This is a genomic window from Mesorhizobium sp. NZP2077 (assembly GCF_013170805.1).
Taxonomy (GTDB): Bacteria; Pseudomonadota; Alphaproteobacteria; order Rhizobiales; family Rhizobiaceae; genus Mesorhizobium.
On record NZ_CP051293.1, the window covers coordinates 253,005 to 269,928 of the forward strand.

16 protein-coding genes are annotated in these 16,924 nt (G+C 60.4%); 9 read left to right on the forward strand and 7 right to left on the reverse strand.

The features are described from left to right. Positions 1-56: 56 nt before the first annotated feature. From HGP13_RS01160 to HGP13_RS01180, 5 genes are all read right to left on the reverse strand, one after another. On the reverse strand, positions 57-1,388 hold the full coding sequence (locus HGP13_RS01160) for a UDP-glucose/GDP-mannose dehydrogenase family protein (protein ID WP_172220365.1): 1,332 nt from the start codon (positions 1,386-1,388) through the stop codon (positions 57-59). 49 nt (positions 1,389-1,437) lie between these two features. Next, on the reverse strand, positions 1,438-2,319 hold the full coding sequence (locus HGP13_RS01165) for a family 16 glycosylhydrolase (RefSeq protein ID WP_172220368.1): 882 nt from the start codon (positions 2,317-2,319) through the stop codon (positions 1,438-1,440). A gap of 139 nt (positions 2,320-2,458) precedes the next feature. After that, a complete protein-coding gene (locus HGP13_RS01170) occupies positions 2,459-2,860 on the reverse strand; it encodes a hypothetical protein (RefSeq protein ID WP_172220371.1) in 402 nt (133 codons plus the stop codon). Between the two features lie 287 nt (positions 2,861-3,147). Continuing rightward, positions 3,148-4,170, reverse strand: coding sequence for a glycosyltransferase family 2 protein (locus tag HGP13_RS01175; RefSeq protein WP_172220374.1), 1,023 nt, complete (start codon positions 4,168-4,170; stop codon positions 3,148-3,150). Between the two features lie 65 nt (positions 4,171-4,235). Beyond that, complete coding sequence (locus HGP13_RS01180; RefSeq protein ID WP_172220377.1) at positions 4,236-5,366, reverse strand: nucleotidyltransferase family protein; 1,131 nt, start codon at positions 5,364-5,366, stop codon at positions 4,236-4,238. Between the two features lie 517 nt (positions 5,367-5,883). On the opposite strand from HGP13_RS01180, the gene HGP13_RS01185 reads away from it, so the two are divergent. From HGP13_RS01185 to HGP13_RS01210, 6 genes are all read left to right on the forward strand, one after another. Beyond that, positions 5,884-6,036, forward strand: coding sequence for a lasso peptide (locus HGP13_RS01185; protein WP_172220380.1), 153 nt, complete (start codon positions 5,884-5,886; stop codon positions 6,034-6,036). Positions 6,037-6,166: 130 nt separating this feature from the next. Next, positions 6,167-6,466 (forward strand): PqqD family protein, encoded by a 300-nt coding sequence (locus HGP13_RS01190; RefSeq protein WP_172220383.1) that lies wholly within the window; start codon positions 6,167-6,169, stop codon positions 6,464-6,466. 127 nt (positions 6,467-6,593) lie between these two features. Next, a complete protein-coding gene (locus HGP13_RS01195) occupies positions 6,594-6,968 on the forward strand; it encodes a lasso peptide biosynthesis B2 protein (RefSeq protein WP_246707250.1) in 375 nt (124 codons plus the stop codon). Then, the gene (locus tag HGP13_RS01200) at positions 6,965-8,890 is read left to right on the forward strand and encodes a lasso peptide isopeptide bond-forming cyclase (RefSeq protein ID WP_172220389.1); all 1,926 of its coding nucleotides are present in this window, start codon (positions 6,965-6,967) and stop codon (positions 8,888-8,890) included. Before HGP13_RS01195 ends, HGP13_RS01200 begins: the two co-directional genes overlap by 4 nt. Before the next feature lie 80 nt (positions 8,891-8,970). Further along, complete coding sequence (locus tag HGP13_RS01205) at positions 8,971-9,873, forward strand: serine kinase (protein WP_246707251.1); 903 nt, start codon at positions 8,971-8,973, stop codon at positions 9,871-9,873. A 103-nt stretch (positions 9,874-9,976) separates the two neighbouring features. Next, entirely contained in the window at positions 9,977-11,821 is a 1,845-nt protein-coding gene (locus tag HGP13_RS01210) for an ABC transporter ATP-binding protein (protein ID WP_172220392.1), read from the forward strand. Between the two features lie 25 nt (positions 11,822-11,846). Here HGP13_RS01210 and HGP13_RS01215 read toward each other — a convergent pair whose 3' ends face one another. Beyond that, positions 11,847-12,122: an exopolysaccharide production repressor exox gene (locus HGP13_RS01215; RefSeq protein ID WP_172220395.1), complete on the reverse strand. Its 276-nt coding sequence runs from the start codon at positions 12,120-12,122 to the stop codon at positions 11,847-11,849. 599 nt (positions 12,123-12,721) lie between these two features. On the opposite strand from HGP13_RS01215, the gene HGP13_RS01220 reads away from it, so the two are divergent. From HGP13_RS01220 to HGP13_RS01230, 3 genes are all read left to right on the forward strand, one after another. After that, positions 12,722-13,399 carry a sugar transferase gene (locus HGP13_RS01220; protein ID WP_172220400.1) on the forward strand — a complete coding sequence of 226 codons (678 nt, stop codon included), beginning with the start codon at positions 12,722-12,724 and terminating at the stop codon, positions 13,397-13,399. A gap of 77 nt (positions 13,400-13,476) precedes the next feature. Then, on the forward strand, positions 13,477-14,736 hold the full coding sequence (locus HGP13_RS01225; protein WP_172220404.1) for a polysaccharide biosynthesis/export family protein: 1,260 nt from the start codon (positions 13,477-13,479) through the stop codon (positions 14,734-14,736). A gap of 153 nt (positions 14,737-14,889) precedes the next feature. Beyond that, a complete protein-coding gene (locus HGP13_RS01230; protein WP_172220407.1) occupies positions 14,890-15,447 on the forward strand; it encodes an acyltransferase in 558 nt (185 codons plus the stop codon). 10 nt (positions 15,448-15,457) lie between these two features. Here the strand turns inward: HGP13_RS01230 and HGP13_RS01235 are convergent, their stop codons facing one another. Further along, positions 15,458-16,765 carry an O-antigen ligase gene (locus HGP13_RS01235; RefSeq protein ID WP_172220410.1) on the reverse strand — a complete coding sequence of 436 codons (1,308 nt, stop codon included), beginning with the start codon at positions 16,763-16,765 and terminating at the stop codon, positions 15,458-15,460. Positions 16,766-16,924 lie beyond the last annotated feature (159 nt).

Sequence of the window (16,924 nt, forward strand, 5' to 3'; positions counted from 1 at the left end):
GCCACCAAGTCTGCCTAATTTGACTACCGCAGCGGTGAAAATTTCATGTTGTTGCGTCACGCCGCCATTCTGCCGATCGAGTGATATTCTATGCCGTGGCGTGCCACGACCTTGGGGTCGTAGAGGTTGCGGCCGTCGAAGATCACCGGCGTGGTCAGCGCGTCTTTCAGCGCATCAAAGGATGGGGCTCGAAAACTCTTCCATTCGGTGGCGATGAGCAGCGCATCGGCGCCGCGCAAGGCCGCTTCCTTGGTGCCGCACAGAAGCAGGTCGTCGCGCAGGCCATAGATGGCCTGGCATTCCTGCATCGCCTCGGGATCATAGGCCTGCACATTGGCACCGGCGTTCCAGAGCGCCTCCATCAGGACACGCGCCGGCGCTTCGCGCATGTCGTCGGTGTTAGGCTTGAAGGCCAGGCCCCAGAGCGCAAAGGTCTTGCCCTTGAGACTGCCCTTGAAGTAGCGGTTCACCTTGTCGAACAGCACGGATTTCTGGTCGTTGTTGCGCTCCTCGACGGCACGCAGCAGCTTGGCGTCGAACTTGACGCCCTCGGCCGTCTTGATCAGGGCGCGGACGTCCTTGGGAAAGCACGAGCCGCCATAGCCGAGGCCCGGATAGATGAAGTGGTAGCCGATGCGCGGGTCGCTGCCGATGCCCTTGCGCACCTCCTCGATATCGGCGCCGAGCTGTTCAGCCAGATTGGCCATCTCGTTCATAAAGCTGATCTTGGTCGCCAGCATGCAGTTGGCGGCGTATTTCGTGAATTCGGCGCTGCGCACGTCCATCACGATTATCTTCTCGTGGTTGCGGTTGAAGGGCGCATAGAGCTCGCGCATCACCGCCTCGGTCTCTTCGCTGTCGGTGCCGACGATGATGCGGTCCGGCTTCATGCAGTCGGCGACGGCCGAGCCTTCCTTGAGGAATTCGGGATTGGAGGCGACGTCGAAGCCCAAATCCTCGCGCCCTCGCTTCTTCAGCGTCTCGGCGATCCTGGCTTTCACCTTCTCACAGGTTCCGACCGGCACGGTCGATTTACCGACGACGATCTTGGCGCTATCCATCTCGCGGCCGATGGTCTCGGCGACCGCCAGCACATATTTGAGGTCGGCCGAACCGTCCTCGCCGGGCGGCGTGCCGACCGCGATCATCTGGATTTCACCGTGCCGGACGGCGGCGGCGGCATCGGTGGTGAACTTGATGCGGCCGGCGGCGTGATTCTCCCTGACGATGCTTTCGAGGCCTGGTTCGAAGATCGGTATGAAGCCCTGGTTGAGCCGCTCCACCTTGTTTGCGTCGATGTCGACACAAACAACCTGGTGGCCAACCTCAGCAAGCACAGCCGCCTGCACAAGGCCGACATAGCCAATTCCAAACACCGTCAAGTTCATTCGGTCTCATTCCCATCCATGGCCGCGAACCGTTTTGGGTCCGGCCGGTTCAATTGGTCTTTCCCAACTCTTTTACGCTGCATACGAGCGATTCGGGAAACTGGCACGGCTTGCCGAGTGCGGTGAAGGCAACGCGCTCGATCTGCAGCGAAAGCTTGCGGCCCGGATCGGCGAACGCACCCATCCAGCCCTTCAGGGTATCACTGCCCCAAAGGCTGAAGAATATCTTCTGCGCATGGCTGGGCAGCTTTGCCGGATCGGTGATGGTGTTTACCAGTTGGCCGTTCACGTACCAGCGCAAACTGTCCTTCTCCCAGACGAAGGCGTAATCGTTGAAGGCCTTGTCGGTGCCGCCCGGCACCTCGACGAGCTTCTCGTTCTTGCCCTTGCCGTCGATATAGGCGTTGACCTGCACCTTGGAGGTGTCCTTGGTCAGAATCTCGAAGTCGATCTCGTCCCAGGGCTGCTTGTCGGATGGGCCGATATAGGAAAAGAACGCTGCGTTGAGGCCTGAACCGGTGTCGGTCTTCAGCCGCGCCTCATAGGTGCCGTAGCCGAAGCGCTGCTTGGTCTGGATCTCGCCACAAGCGAACTCGCGATCCTTCAGCTTCTGCTTTTCGAAGCCAAGCGACAGCACCCCGTCGGAAAGCGCGACCAGCCCCTTCGACCAGGTGCAATTCTGATGGCTGCCATTGTTCCAGCCATCGGACACATACCAGCGCGACCGATCGAAGCTCTGGAAATCATCGACGAAAGAGGGATCGGACTGGATATCCTGTGCATGAGCAGGGACAGCCGAGAGGCTGCCAAGAGCGGCCAGCAATAGCGCACCGATCAAACCCAATCGCCGCAGGCCGGCTTGCCGGGTCCGGTGCGCGAAGGGCGGTGCATCAATTGCTGTCGTGGACGTGGTTTTCGGATTCGAATTCATACCAAACTCACCTTTGTGCTGTGCGTCCCCAACCCAAAGTCGACGTTTGAACCGCTTCCAAACGGGCCAACCTTGGCCTCCTCTTTGACCCTCCCGAAATCCCTCTCCTGCCTTGCATCCTTGCAGCGCGCCTTCACGGTCACGCCCGGCCGGCGCCCGTAGGCCTGGCGAAATCAACCGCAGCGGCCGAATCGGACGCGCCATTCTCGTCGAAGACCGTATCCAGCGAATGACGGAGGGCCCTCATCATGCCGTTCTGGCGCGACAGCGCCGCGATGCGGCGCTCGCAATTCAGGATCGACTGCGTCAGCGCGCTGACTTCGGATGACCGGCGATCAGTGGTGGATCCGTTTTCCATCGCTTCGACGAGAAAGGCCGCGTTTGTCGCCGTCTTGCGGTAGCGGCTCTCCAGGCCGGTTCTCTCGGCCTCGATCTCGGCTGCGATCTGTTCGAACAGTTTCGCCAGCCGGTCGAGGCGCGCTATGTCGGCCTGCCGGTCGCGGGCAGGATCCCTTGATCTGAAGCCGAATATCGAGGCCATGGGCTTAAATTCCTGTCATCGCCGGCTTGCATGCCGGGAACCTGGCCAATCCCCGCAGGCGGGGTTGAAAAACTCGTACCGCATCGTCCAACTCCACCGGTGGGAGAGACTTCGGACCAATCCGATCGGGGGCCAGTTCGGTTGGTCATTCAATTTGCTGCAACGCAACATAGACTGCCATTCCCGGAGCCGGGAGGCAACCACCCAATTCGTAAACTCATAAATCCGGTGGAAATGCTTGCAGGCGAGCGTGCAGTCTGCGGCCAAAACGGGGCATTTCCCGCGCCTTACCGCTCCTTGCCCGCGCTGGTCCCGGCCATTAGGAAACGCAGCGGCGGCACATGCTTTTGCCCGGAGACAAGGCCAACGCGCCGAAACAGCGCCTCGAGCTTGTCGGACGCCACGCCCTGGACGATGGGGACAAGGTTGGATTGGCTTGCGAAGGCATAGGCCGCGGCCGAAGCCAGGCCGCGCTCGGCCTTCACGTCGAGGAAATTGCGCAGCCGGTATTTGTCGCGCACATGCCGCTCGTGCCGCCGCAGCACCGCCTTGGAGCCTTCCGGCAGGCTGTCGATCGCCAGCAGCGCCAGATCGGCATCGGCGAGCCGCTTCAAATCCTGCGTCTTGTGACGACCGCTGAGCGAATCGGCGCGCACGATGGCGCCGTAGCCGCAGGAGCGGATGACCTTGAACCGTGCCCCGTGAGCCACCGCGCGGGCATAGAGTTCGTAGTCCTCGCCCAGCCGCAGGCTCTCATCGTAGCGCAATCGGTGCCGGTCGAGGAAGGCGCGACTAATCACCGGCTTCAGGAAGCCAAGCTCGCCTCTCTGCACGCGACGCCTGGAGATGTTGCCTTCGACGAAGCGCTCGAAGTCGAGGAATTCCGGCTCGGCGGCGAAATCCGGGGCGACGATTTTCGTTACGTCACTCGTCGCATCATCCCTGATGAGCATGATGTTGTCGGCCGCGAAATCCCAGTCGGCGGCGGCAAACAGGTTGCCGAACCGGCCCTCGAGGAAAAAATCGTCAGCGTCCAGAATGCTGATGAACGGCGCTTTCGAGCCGGCGATCGCGGCATTGCGGGCGAAGGACGGGCCGCGATTGACGTCGAGGCGCATGACCTTTAGCCGGGCACTGCCATCGTCGGCGGAGCGGGCGATCGCGGCCGTATCGTCGGTGGAGCCGTCGTCGACGACGACGACCTCGGTCACCTCAGGTTCGCGCAACGCGGATGCGATGGCGACCGCGATCGTGCGCCCCGCATTTTTGGCCGCGATGATCACGCAGACCTCGGATTTCGTCATCGACATGGTTTTTGCCTCTTGCACAGGTTCCGATACGCCCTCGCCCTGTACGTATTGCGACGCCGCCGCCATCATGGACTGGCCGGCCGCTCGAAGATGCGGCGGCTGATGTCCGCCGAGGCTGCCCAGCCGGCTTCTGCCAGGTAGCGGACGGGAGCCCGACCGCACAATTCCCACAACACCGTTCGCCGCTGTGGCCATCGCAAAGACGACAACCATGGCGCGATGACCATGTTGAGCAGATCCTCATTGCCGATGCGCGACAGGATCGGCTTGGCCCGCTCCGACAAAAGCGTGCCGGTGCCACCCAGCAGCACATCGGCGGCGCGCAGGCCGAGCAGTAGCGTATCGTCCAGGCCCTGGCTCACCGCCGCATCGAGCACACGCTGCTGATCGGTCTCGTCGAGACGGTTGGCACTCGCCCTGATGTCGCAGACATAGCCGGCGCAGGGTTCGCGGTTGAACAGCGCCTTGGCGACGCTGATGCAGGACAGCATCAGCGTGTCGGCGACCGACGTGAACGGCACTTCGGTGCCGGTGATCTCGACCAGCCGTTTGCGCCGCAGGAAGCCGTCGGCATCGCGCGGACTGGGCGAGCCGGGCTGCTGCAGGCGATAGTGAAGGTCGACCGTGGACGATTTCGGCCCGTTGCCGCGGATCATGTGCTGTTCGCCAAGGAACCTTACCCACCAGACCGAGCGCGACTTGCCAGCGACCTCGTAGCCGATCGAGCGCAGCGCATCGCGCGCTTTTGAGAACCCGGCAGAGGAAACCAGGATGTCGACATCGCCTGAAGGCTTCATGAAATGGTCGTCGTAAAGCAGATGCTGTTGGAACGGGCCTTTGAGAAAGACGAAATCGAATTGCCTGTCGCGCAGCGCTTGGTGAATCTCCATCGAATCCATGAGGCACGCGGCGTTCATCGAAACCGTTCGCCGGCGATAGGTGTCGAGCCACTGGAACAATTCGACCGGCCTTTCATTCGCCGGGGCACGCGACAGTGCCTTCAGAACGAAATTGGCGACCTTGTTCAACCTGGCGACGTCGGCGACTACGGCGGCGGAAAGGCTCGGCGTCGGCACCTCGCCGGCCGAAGCGGCCGTTCCTGAGAAATACAACCGCAGACAGGCCTGTACATAGGCAATCTCGTCGGCGCAGTCGGCGGCGCGCAGTCGTTCATAGGAACTTTCCGGCAAGGCCATAGAGCGCATGGTCTCCAAAATGCGGTTTGTGCAACGCGTATGCTGCAAGTGCGAAGCAAAGCATCCTCAAAAACCTCGGCGTCGTAAAGTCTTTCCTTTCGCAGTGCGAAATTTTGCAACCAGGGCGTTTGCCTACGTTTCTGAAGACCACGGAATGTACGATTGGAATTCCGGCCTTATCGAGTCGTTTCAGCCGAACTTCAACACGGATCGGCTAACAAAAATCCATCTCTTTAGCGATGCCTAAAAAAGCATCACCTCTATGAACTTTTTATGCAAGCAAAATCAACTGCTTAAAGAATCATCAGCCACAGCGCCTGATCGCACTTGTTTTCAGGTGCAAAGAGGTGGAACTTTGGGCATTGCGCACAGGCATCGTGACGTCCGCAACCCGTAATTGATTAACCAGAGGTAAATCAGACTTGACTCATAAATGTTGCCATGCAGCTATTGCGGTGCAGCATGAAAGTGCTGTCGGCACTCGACAAGCCGTTTACAGTCCTCATTGGAGAGTAAAATGGAAAACAAGACTGAAAAGCAAGAATACGAGGCGCCGAGCCTGACGGTCCATGGCTCGATCGAGACCATCACGCAGGGCACCGGCGGCGACACTGCGCTTGACGGCGTGTTCCCGATCCACACACCTAAGGGTCAGCTCACATTCTCTTGAGACGTTCCGGTTTTTCTGACGTGGCAGTCGGAACTCAAGAGGCAGCCATAAAAGGGTCGGGGGTTTCAATATCTCCGGCCCGCTCCGGAAAGCGGAAACGCCGGAGTGCACATGTGAACAAGGTTTTGGGATGAGCTGGAACCCATCTGATTGCGACAAGGTCAGTGCGACCAGGGATGCCGTGACTTGCGAATTCGGCAATGGCTTGGCGCTGCTCAATCTCAAATCGAACATCTACTACAGCCTGAACGACGTTGGAGCGTTCATCTGGGGGCTGATCCAGGAACCGAAGCTGATCGAGGATATCCGAGGCGCCGTGCTTGCGCGCTACAATGTCGACCCTGAGCGCTGCAAGGCGGATGTCGACGCATTGCTGAAAGGCCTGGCGGAAAACGGGCTTGCGAGGCTGCATCATGGAGCACTTGTCTAAGCCGGTTCCGCACAGGGTCACGGCCTTGAGTCAAGAACCGGCGATGGAGAAGAGGACGAGGCCGACGAAACACCGGCCAGGCCGGCGGGGTGTCGCCAGGATTTTTTCCCTGAGCGGCCCCGAATTAATGTTTCTCGGCTATTGCCTGATGGTGGTCATGGCGGTTCGGCTGGGGCTGACGCTTTTCTCCTACAGCCGCATCCGAAGCGTGGTGACGAGGCTCGACGCAAGCCAGTGCGCCAGCATGGGCGATTTGCGGCGTATCGCGTGGGGTGTTGCCGCGGCGGCACGGTTCGTTCCGCGCGCCAGTTGCCTGACCCAGGCGCTTTCGGGCCAATACATTCTCGCCCGCCAAGGCAATGAATCGAAAATCCGCATCGGCATCGAACGCGGCACGGGCGAGCGATTGAAAGCCCATGCCTGGCTCGTCAGCGACAACCATATCGTTCTTGGCGGATCGGTCGACGGCTTCACGCATCTGCTCGACCACGGCGGCCGATGAGCGGCGTGGCCGGAATCCTGCTGCGCGGGGAAACGGCGCCGGCGGTTGCTGCGGCAGACATTCAGCAGATGCTGGCGCGCATGCGCCATCGTGGCCCCGACGGAAACGCGTGGTGGGCGGACGCGGGCGTTGCCCTCGGCCACGCCTGGCTCAACACCACGGACGAAGCCGGTCCCGGGCCGCTGACGATGGCCGGCGGCAAGCTCGCCATCACCGCCGATTGCCGGCTGGACAACCGCGACGAGCTGATGGCCAGGCTGGGCATCAGGGACCGGTCGGTTGCCGATGCGGTGCTGCTGATGCGGGCTTATCTGCGTTGGGGCGAAACCTGTCCGGTTTATCTGCAAGGCGATTTCGCCTTCGCGATATGGGACGACGAACGGAAAACGCTTTTTTGCGCGCGCGATCACTTCGGAGTCAAACCCTTCTACTATCATTCGACCGCGCGGCGTTTCGTCTTTGCGTCGGAGATCAAGCCCATTCTCGCCATTGGCGGGTCTGGTGCGATCATAAGCGAACATCAGATCGCCGGGTTTCTCGCCGGGCTCCCGGATGATCCCCAGTCAACGCCCTACACCGATATCTTCCGCCTGCCGGCCGCCCACAGCTTGAGCGCGACGACGCATCAGGTTGCGTTGCGCCGCTACTGGCAGATCGAGCCGTCATCACGGCCGATGCGAGCCAATGCCGCCGAGGAGTTCGGCCATCTCTTCGAGCAATCCGTCAAGAACAGGATGCGGGGAACGTCCGCGGTCGGCGCCATGTTGAGCGGTGGCCTCGATTCCTCATCGATCGCCTGCGTGGCAGGCCTGCAAAATGCCGCCGGGCGAAAGCCGAAGCTGCCGACCTTCTCATTGGTTTTCCAGAAAGGATCGCCGTCGGACGAACGGCCGTTCATCGACGAAGTGCTAAAACATAACATGGTCGATGGCTCAATGATTGCTGTCGATGACTACGCCCCTTTCGCCGAGTTCGAGCGCATCCTGGAAGAGCAGGAAGGGCCGTTCCTGGCGCCAGGGCTCTCGCTCACGCGCAACCTTTACACCGCCGCCAGCGCAAGGGGCACAAAAGTCCTTCTCGACGGCCATGGCGGCGACGAGGTCGTGTCGCAGGGCTATGGGTATCTCCACGAGCTTGCAATCGCCCACAGATGGCTGGATTTGTGGCGGGAGATGCGTGCGGCCTCAAGCCTCCATGGCGACGGGATGCTGGGCATCTATTTTACATTCCTGACCGTTTATGGCCCGGCCTGGCGTATCGCCAAACTCAGGCAAATGGCCAATCGTGCCTTGAACAGGCTCTGGCAACGGCCTGCCAGGGCCGAGCAGCGCCCTAGCTGGCTTGGCTTGGTCAACCCAGACCTTGCCAGTCGAACCGATATCGTCGCCAGATTTCACAGAAGCGGACAAATGCCGCCTGCGGCGAGATCCAGCGAAACCCTGACCCACCGCTGGATCCTGTCGAATGGACTGGTGCCGCACGCCTTCGAGGTTCTGGATAAGGCTGCAGCGAATTTCGGCGTCGAGCCGCGCTATCCGTTCTGGGACAAACCGCTTGTCGAGTTCTGCCTGGCTTTGCCTGGAGAGCAAAAATTACATAACGGTTTCGGCCGCTACGTACTGCGCCGGGCCATGGAGGGCATCCTGCCTCCGGCGGTTCAGTGGCGGAGCGACAAGATCGATTTCAAATCCAACCTGGTAAGCGGGATGTTGCGTAATCACCGCGACCTGCTGAACAGGGTACTCGTCTCGGACGCCGGTCTGATCGAGTCCTACATAAACCTGCCCGAGGTAACGGCGGCATATGACCGGATTTCAAGGCTTCCGGACCAGGCGACGCTGCCCGACATTCAATATGTCTGGCGTTCGGCAGCGCTGTCCCTGTGGCTAAGGCAGATCGAACGGCGCGAGAGTCCAGCGTGATGTCAGTCAACCCGACGCTTGCCGTAAAGTCCAACCAGGATCGCACCGGCTCGGCGCACCAACGGCCGAGGCACTTTTACATGGCCTATGGCCTGACGTTCGGTTCGGAGGTGCTGCTACCCGAGTTGGAGCCAATGGCGATGGCGCCGGCGGTCGCCGATATAATGATAAACGTTGGCCCCCTGCCGCAACACTCTGCCGATGCCGCAGCCGCCTTCCATTTCGAGGCGCACCGACAGTATTTGACGTGGCAGACGGTAGGGGCGTTCCTGATAAGCGATGCCAGCAGGATCGATGTCGATCCGGCGCCTGGCGTCGACGACGCCTTGATCGCCTTTCCCCTGCTGGGGCCGGTCCTGGCGCTCCTGCTGCACCAACGCGGGCTACTCGTCTTGCATGCCAGCGCTATTGCGGTTGGCGGCAAAAGCGCGATTTTCATGGGCGACAAGGGCGCCGGCAAATCAACGACCGCGGGAGCCATGATCCGCGCCGGGCATGACTTGCTGACCGATGACGTGGTTGCGCTTGATGTATCCAAACCCCTCGATCCGATGATCGTGCCGGGCTTTCCACAGCTTAAGCTGGCCTCGGACGCGGCCGCGGCGATCTCGCTCAAAGAGGCGGAGGTACGGCCGCTGGTGCATCCGGCAATCGACAAAACGCAGCATCGTCTCCGTGGAGCATTTTCCAGCGACATGGTTCCGGTGACCCGGATATATATTCTCGAACGGGGCGCACGAGCAGCGATTCTGCCTTTGCCGAGCGTCGCCTCGCTGCCAGCGATCATCAAATTCTCGTACGTGACGCGCTTCGGCCGGTCCGCCCTGCCAAGTGATTTCGCGGCGACCCATCTTCGTCAATGCGCGCAACTGGCCGCCCATGTAGGTGTATGCCGGCTCGAAGTGCCGACAGGCCTCGACAGGCTAGGCGAGGCCGTGGATCTGATCGAGGCGGATTTGAGCTTCGACAACGCATTGGATTGAAAGACGGACGCGATTTTCGGAAAGCAAAATGTGTAGCTTCACATTATCACAACGCGACCCCAGGACATGAGGGCGGGCTCTTACGCCCTTACCGAGCAAAATCATGGCAAATAGATCCCCATTTCATCTGATACTGTTTCGACAAATCGCTGGATTTGGCGCTGCCATGGCTCGGATCGGCGGCCATAGAACGTGGGCAGCGTTGATTTTCCTCATCCTGGGAAGTCTGACCGAAGGCATCTCGATCCTGCTTCTGGTTCCCGTGATGCAGCTCGTTGGCCGATCCGACCAGAACTATGCGATCAGGCTCCCAGACAGCGACATCACGCGCTGGATGTCGCCTGACGGCACGGTGCAACTTGCGACCGTGCTTGTCGGCCTTGTCGGCCTTGTCACGCTGCAGGCGGCCTTCAACCGCTTCAAGTCGCTCTACATGGCCAGGCTTCTCTACGATTTCATCAACCGCCTGCGCATCGACCTGTTCGAGAGCATCGGAAAGGCCCGCTGGGGTATTTTCACCCGTATACGAAGCTCCGACCTCGACCATGCCCTGACGGGCGACATTGACCGCGTGCAGGCCACGGCGTTCTCATTGCTGATGATGGTCCAGACATCCGTGCTGTTGGCGGGCTATCTCGTGGTCTCGCTCTTCATCTCGCCGGCAATGACATCCATCGCGATTGCGATCGGCATCGTCATGTTCCTGGTGCTTCGGCCGTTCCGAGCGCGTGCTGCCGCGTTCGGACAGCTGTTGACGACCAATCGCCAGGACCAGTACCGGACGGTTGCGGAATTTCTGAGCGGCATCAAGGTTGCAAAGAGCCTGAACGTCGAGGCCTCCTATTTCGCGCAGCTTCGGTCGATCCTCGAAAGGATGAAAGTCGACAATATCGATTATGTGCGCAACAGCACGATCGGCACCGCGCTGTTCCAGGTGGCGAGCGTCATCGGCCTCAGCCTGTTCATCCACGTGGCGCTGGTCCGCTTCAACCTGTCACTGGCTGAAATCGTTGTCCTGCTCCTTGTCTTCATGCGCATCGCGCCGCGTTTCATGGAGTTGCAGGCGCAATCGCAGCAGGTTCTGATCAACCTGCCGGCCTATGCATCGATGCGCAGCCTGCAGGCGCGGTTCGATGCCGAGCGCGAACCTGGCCATGCCGAATTCGAGGACGCCGGCAAGCTATCTCTCGATACGGGCCTGAACATTCGGGGCGTCTCTTTCGCCTATGGAGATGCCGCCGAAAAGGCGGTGGTGAGCGGCATCACGTTCGGCCTGCCCGCCGGCAAGGTCACCGCCCTGATCGGCCCATCGGGATCGGGCAAGAGCACGATCGCTGACATGCTACTCGGTCTGCTCGAACCGACCATCGGCAAGATCCTCGTCGACGGCGTCGAAATCGATGCCAGCAATCGCCGGCGCTGGCGCGATCAGGTGGCCTATGTGCCGCAGGACGTGTTCCTGCTGCATGACACGATCGCGGCGAACCTGCGACTGGCAGCACCGCGGGCCAGCGACGACGAGTTGTGGACCGCGCTGCGCGCCGCGCATGCGGGCGAGTTCGTCGAGCGGCTCGACCAGCGGCTCGACACGATCGTCGGCGACCGCGGCGTGCGCCTCTCTGGCGGCGAGCGTCAGCGCATCGCGCTGGCGCGTGCGCTGCTGCGCAAGCCGTCGCTGCTCATCCTCGACGAAGCGACCAGCGCGCTCGACTGGCAGAACCAGTCGCTGATCGCCAGGTCGATCGACGGGTTGCGCGGCGCGATGACCATCCTGACCATCGCGCACCGGCCGTCGATGATCGCCTTCGCCGACTGGGTGGTGGCGATGGAAGACGGCCGTGTCGTGGAAGTTGGGCAGTATCAGCGATTGAAGGCGAAGCCGGGGAGCCGGCTGTCCAGGATGCTGTCGGGGGAACAGTCGGAAACCGAACCCGCCAATGTGGCGTGAAGGTCAAATCCGCCGAGGGCGAGACCTAATGCAGGCTACGCCGGGCGCTGCCCAGCTTCTCACCTTCGGTCACATCGGGCGAGCTTAGCTTTCTCTCGGCTTCGCGTAGCCTATCGGCCGGCGTCGGCACACTCCTGGCGATCATGGCGTAGACGAGGACGAAATAGCCGGCCTGGATGACCATGGCACAGATGATGACGCGCAGCAGCGTCGTGCCGAGCGAAGCGCCGCCAAGCCAAGACCAGGCGACGACGATCGCAAGAGCGAAAACCATCCCGACGATGAATTTTGGAAGTGACATACCCAACTGCCCATAAACCGGCTCGGGTTATATCCAACGATAGCCCCACCCGAGCGCCGTCCCTTGTTACGCGGGCTTGTTAGGATGCCCGCTATCGACCGGTTGCTTCCGGCCTTTCAACCTGTCGCCACTCTGACAGGTATAATTTGCAATTCTATTAAGGCGAGTAGAGGGCGGCAAGGGCAACCGCACATATTTTTGAACGAGCCTACGCGATTGACTCTGCCATGCTGCAATGCACACTACCACAATTCACTCAACCTGAAGCGGCTATGTTTTTTCAGTACAATCTGCAATATTAAGTAGTATTTATGTTAATATTCGCGAACTTCGCGCCTTTCTAAAGCACTAAGACGTACCATTCCGGACCACCGAGAACGGCTTGCCCAAAAATCGCCCCAAAAAGATCCTTATTTTTTTCCACTTGCCCATTTATTGTCACAAATGTGCTAAACATCCCGAAAAATGTGCATCGCTAGCTTATAATTTAGTCAATTCATGACGCGACTATTTCAACGGGCCGGGAAATTGTGTGTTGCGCTGCAACATTTTTTTGGTATCGTGTGGTGAACCATTCGTTCAACGCATGGAGTTTCCGCATGAGGGATATTGCCAAGTCGGCCACGGCGGACTTTTCGCAGCCTGACACCGACTTTCCGCCGCCGATCGGCGGCCTCATCAAGCGCAGCTTCGACATTGCCGGTTCACTGGCTGGTCTGATCGCTCTCAGCCCGCTGTTCGTCATGATAGCGTTGCTGGTCAAGTTTTCCGACGGTGGATCGATTTTCTACGGTCATCGGAGAATCGGTCGCGGCGGACGGATTTTTCCGTGCCTGAAATTCCGCACCATGGTTCCGGACGGCGACAAGGTGCTGGCCGCCTATCTCGCCACCAATCCGGACGCCAACGCGGAATGGATAGCGACCCGCAAGCTGAAGAACGATCCGCGCGTCACCCGTGTCGGCGCGGTGTTGCGGAAGCTCAGCCTCGACGAACTGCCGCAGATCATCAACATCCTGCAGGGCGATATGAGCCTTGTCGGGCCTCGCCCGGTGGTGCGCGATGAGCTGGAAATCTACGGCAGCGCCGCCGTCTACTATCTGAAGTCGCGGCCCGGCCTGACCGGCCTGTGGCAGGTCAGCGGCCGCAACGACGTCTCCTACGACAGCCGCGTCGCCTTCGACCGCCACTATGTCGAGAACTGGTCGCTCTTCGGCGACGTGCGCATCATCATCAAGACAGTGCCGGCCGTCTGGATGTCACGCGGCTCTTACTGACCGGCCGCCGGCATCCGGCGGCAAGCTCATCGGGCGATGGGGCTAACACGGATCGGAACGTTCAGTTGAAAACAGACATGTTCGAAGCCTTTGGCAGTGGCCGCTTTTCCGGCCGCTCTCGGCTCATGGCCACATGCCTTGCGGTGTCGCTTGCTTTTCTTCCCCAGCTCGCAACGGCCGATGAATACCATCTCGGCTCGCAGGACAAGCTCACCATCCGGATCGCCGAATGGCAGACCGTCGAAGGCACGTTCAGGGACTGGACAGCGGTCAATGGCCAATACACGGTCGGCCCGGGCGGAACGCTGTCGGTGCCTTTCGTCGGCGAGTTGCCAGCGGCCGGCAAGACCACAGCCGAAGTCGCGGCGGCGATCGGCGAGGCGCTACAGCGCAAGCTCGCTTTGTCGGACAAGCCCGAAGCATCGGTCGAAATGGCGCAATTCCGGCCGTTCTACATTTCGGGCGAAGTGCAGAATCCCGGCCAGTTTCCCTATGTGCCCGATCTGACGGTGCTGAAAGCAATCAGCGTCGCCGGCGGCATCAGGCGCAGCGCCGACTACGGGCCTCAGCTCGGCAAGGACCTGGTCACGGCCAAGGGCAATTTCGATATCTCCGACGACCAGCGCGTGCGGCTGCTCGTTAGGCGCGCCCGCATCGATGCCGATCTGGCCGGCAAGGCGAGCTTCGAGGCGCCGAAGGAGGCCGAGGGCGACCCGAGGCTGCCGACCATCGTAGCCGACGAGATGACGATCCTAACGGCAGACCAGAAGGCGCTGAAGCTGAAGCTCGAGGCGCTCGACGATCTTAAGGGTGTCCTGCAGGCCGAAATCGAATCGCTGCAGAAGAAGATCGTCAATCAGCAGAAGCAGGTCGACCTGGCGCAGCAGCAGCTCGCCAGCATCGGTCCGCTGGCGCAGAAGGGCCTGGTCGCCAATTCGCGGCTGTTGGATTCGCAGCAGTCCGTCACCGACCTGCAGGGCAAGATTCTGGACTACGAGACGGCCATCCTCACCGCCAAGCAGGCGATCAGCAAAGCGACGCAGGACGCCATCGATGCCCAGAACACGTTGAGCTCGACCCTCGCCGCCGACCGCCAGCAGACCGAAGCTGACCTGAACGAGGCCGCGCTGAAGGTGAATATGCAGAAGGGCCTGATCGCCCAGGCCAGCGATCCCGCGACGACGGCCGCCATCACCGGCGACCAGCAACCCACCCTTCTCTACGCGCTGGTGCGAAATGTCGAGGGCAAGACCAGCGAAATCGCCGCCAAGGAAGAGACGCCGGTGCTGCCCGGCGATGTGATCAAGGTCAAGCTGGCGCCGCTGGCCAGCCAGTAGGGATTTCGACAAAGAGCATCGAGCGGTTGCAGGCGTTTTGAAAGAAGACAGTTCTCGCGGGGGGCGCAAGCCCACTGACCATCGAAGACCACGTATTACCCTCGCTGATAATCCTGCCGGTGTGACCGCCGCGGGCGAACGAAGAGATGCGTCGTGAACGTCTACCGCATTCGAAGATATTTGAAGGGTTCGATCTTCACGCTCGTCTGGAGGGTGAGAGGCATAAAGATTGCCGATCGGGTTTCCGTGTTGGGAATGCCGCCTCACATCGCCGGAAAAGGCGGAATAGAAATTGGCTCGCGTGTCTCATTTCGCGGTTTCGGATCGCGTTCTTGGTTTCATGTGTCGGGCAAAGGCAAGCTGGCTATCGGTTCGAGATCGTTCATCAACAGCGGCGTCATGATCGATGCCGCGCTCCGCGTGAGCATCGGGAAAAACTGTCTTATTGGCGATTGCGTCGTCATCCAGGATTCGAACTATCACGAGATCGACGAAGGCTCGGGCGTCAAGACCAAAGCCGTCCTCATCGGCGACAATGTATGGATCGGTCGAAATTCCATCATTCTACCCGGTGTCGAACTTGGGGACCACAGCGTCATTGGCGCCGGATCGGTCGTCACCAAGAGCGTTCCTGCGCGAAGCCTAGTGGCAGGAAATCCTGCCCGGATCTTGCGCGAGGTCGTGGCATCCCCGGATTACATCCGTACCTGATCCTTATCGCTCAAGGCCGCAACGCGCCTTGGTCGAAACCGCCGGGCAATCCCGACTTCTCCGCGCCACCGGACTCCACGAAGCCGGCCCGCGCCCATCGCGTGCGGGTAACAGGCACGCGCGCCAGCCTGAAGTGACTGTAATATAGCAAGAACGAGCCCATGATGTAGGGATTGAGGATATCGACCTCGACGAATGACCGGATCACCAACAGCACCATCATGCCTGCAAGGATCACCGGCTCGATCTGCCATGTCCTGAAGATCACCGCGGTGACGTGACCGACCAGCGTGCGCAGTATAATCAGCGAAATCATCACCGCGCCAACGAAGCCAAGTTCGACGAGGGCTTCGATATAGGTGTTATGGAAATGAAAGCCCGTGCGCGAGGTGATGTAGAATTCGTTCCACAGCCGCTCGGCTTCGGCAAAGCCCTGCACCCAGTAGGCTGCATAGCCGACACCAAGGATCGGTGACCGCTGCGCGGTGCTCCAGCCCTGGTCCCAGAGATAAGTCCGCCCCGTCAGCGTCGAATCCTTGCCGAAGATGCCGAGAACAAAATCCATCAGACCGAGATTAAGGGCGACAAAGACCGCCACGACCAGCAGGCCCGCGCCAACGACGAAAATGACCCGGCGATAGCGTCTCGGCAGCAGCTTGGTGATGGCGAGAAGGGCCACCAGCGCCAACACCGCAGGTATCGAGGCCATCGACGTGGCGGAATGGGAGAGCGCCAGAAGATACGCCGACAAGATCACGACGGGCAAAGCCAAGATCAGGCTCAGCCGACCGCGCCGATAAAAGGCAAGGTATGCGACGCTGAAATAGATACCCAGCGAGGCGACAAAACCGATCTGGTTCTTGGAGGCGAAAGCGCCGACGAAATTATAGCTGCCGTCGAGAACGTCCTCGGAATAGGCTCCTACCTTGAGCGAGTAGAGCATGACGACGAATATGCCGATCAGCGCGCCCAGCGTCAGAGTCCGCACGCTGACGGTGCGCGCCGCTACATAGGCACAGGCAATGTGGGAAAGGTACTGCACCGCCGTTCTGGCGGTGACGCCGGGTGCCTGCGACCAGAAGACGGAGAAGCAGACATAGGCCGCGAACAGTAGCGGCAGCCAGGAGCTGGAGAGCTGCCGCAGGAAGCGCCGGTAGTCGAGCAGGATGAGCGGAAGCCAGACGGCATAGTAAGCCAGGATCAGCACTTGGCCGAAAATGACGGAATAGGAGAACGCCCAGATCGACACCGCAACGGCAAAGGCGCCATAGACCGAGTTCTTCTCGGGATCGACGAGTAGGGACTTTGGAATTTTCATCTCAGAGTCCTGCCGACTTGACCCAGGGCCGGTGAGCGATGCGCGAGCCGGCATATCCGCAAACAGGGGCGTGCAATAAACGGCATCTCCATTGTGCAGTGCAATATAACCTATCGCACCGCATGCTCAATGGCAAATCCGGTCACCTTGTCTTACATC

Bases quoted from the DNA above. Each gene is read 5' to 3' on its own strand.
- HGP13_RS01235 (WP_172220410.1), bottom strand. From the start codon at position 16,765: ATGAAAATTCCAAAGTCCCTACTCGTCGATCCCGAGAAGAACTCGGTC.
- HGP13_RS01210 (WP_172220392.1), top strand. From the start codon at position 9,977: ATGGCAAATAGATCCCCATTTCATCTGATACTGTTTCGACAAATCGCT.
- HGP13_RS01165 (WP_172220368.1), bottom strand. From the start codon at position 2,319: ATGAATTCGAATCCGAAAACCACGTCCACGACAGCAATTGATGCACCG.
- HGP13_RS01225 (WP_172220404.1), top strand. From the start codon at position 13,477: ATGTTCGAAGCCTTTGGCAGTGGCCGCTTTTCCGGCCGCTCTCGGCTC.
- HGP13_RS01220 (WP_172220400.1), top strand. From the start codon at position 12,722: ATGAGGGATATTGCCAAGTCGGCCACGGCGGACTTTTCGCAGCCTGAC.
- HGP13_RS01185 (WP_172220380.1), top strand. From the start codon at position 5,884: ATGGAAAACAAGACTGAAAAGCAAGAATACGAGGCGCCGAGCCTGACG.
- HGP13_RS01175 (WP_172220374.1), bottom strand. From the start codon at position 4,170: ATGTCGATGACGAAATCCGAGGTCTGCGTGATCATCGCGGCCAAAAAT.
- HGP13_RS01215 (WP_172220395.1), bottom strand. From the start codon at position 12,122: ATGTCACTTCCAAAATTCATCGTCGGGATGGTTTTCGCTCTTGCGATC.
- HGP13_RS01180 (WP_172220377.1), bottom strand. From the start codon at position 5,366: ATGGCCTTGCCGGAAAGTTCCTATGAACGACTGCGCGCCGCCGACTGC.
- HGP13_RS01195 (WP_246707250.1), top strand. From the start codon at position 6,594: ATGTTTCTCGGCTATTGCCTGATGGTGGTCATGGCGGTTCGGCTGGGG.
- HGP13_RS01200 (WP_172220389.1), top strand. From the start codon at position 6,965: ATGAGCGGCGTGGCCGGAATCCTGCTGCGCGGGGAAACGGCGCCGGCG.
- HGP13_RS01160 (WP_172220365.1), bottom strand. From the start codon at position 1,388: ATGAACTTGACGGTGTTTGGAATTGGCTATGTCGGCCTTGTGCAGGCG.
- HGP13_RS01205 (WP_246707251.1), top strand. From the start codon at position 8,971: ATGGCCTATGGCCTGACGTTCGGTTCGGAGGTGCTGCTACCCGAGTTG.
- HGP13_RS01170 (WP_172220371.1), bottom strand. From the start codon at position 2,860: ATGGCCTCGATATTCGGCTTCAGATCAAGGGATCCTGCCCGCGACCGG.
- HGP13_RS01190 (WP_172220383.1), top strand. From the start codon at position 6,167: ATGAGCTGGAACCCATCTGATTGCGACAAGGTCAGTGCGACCAGGGAT.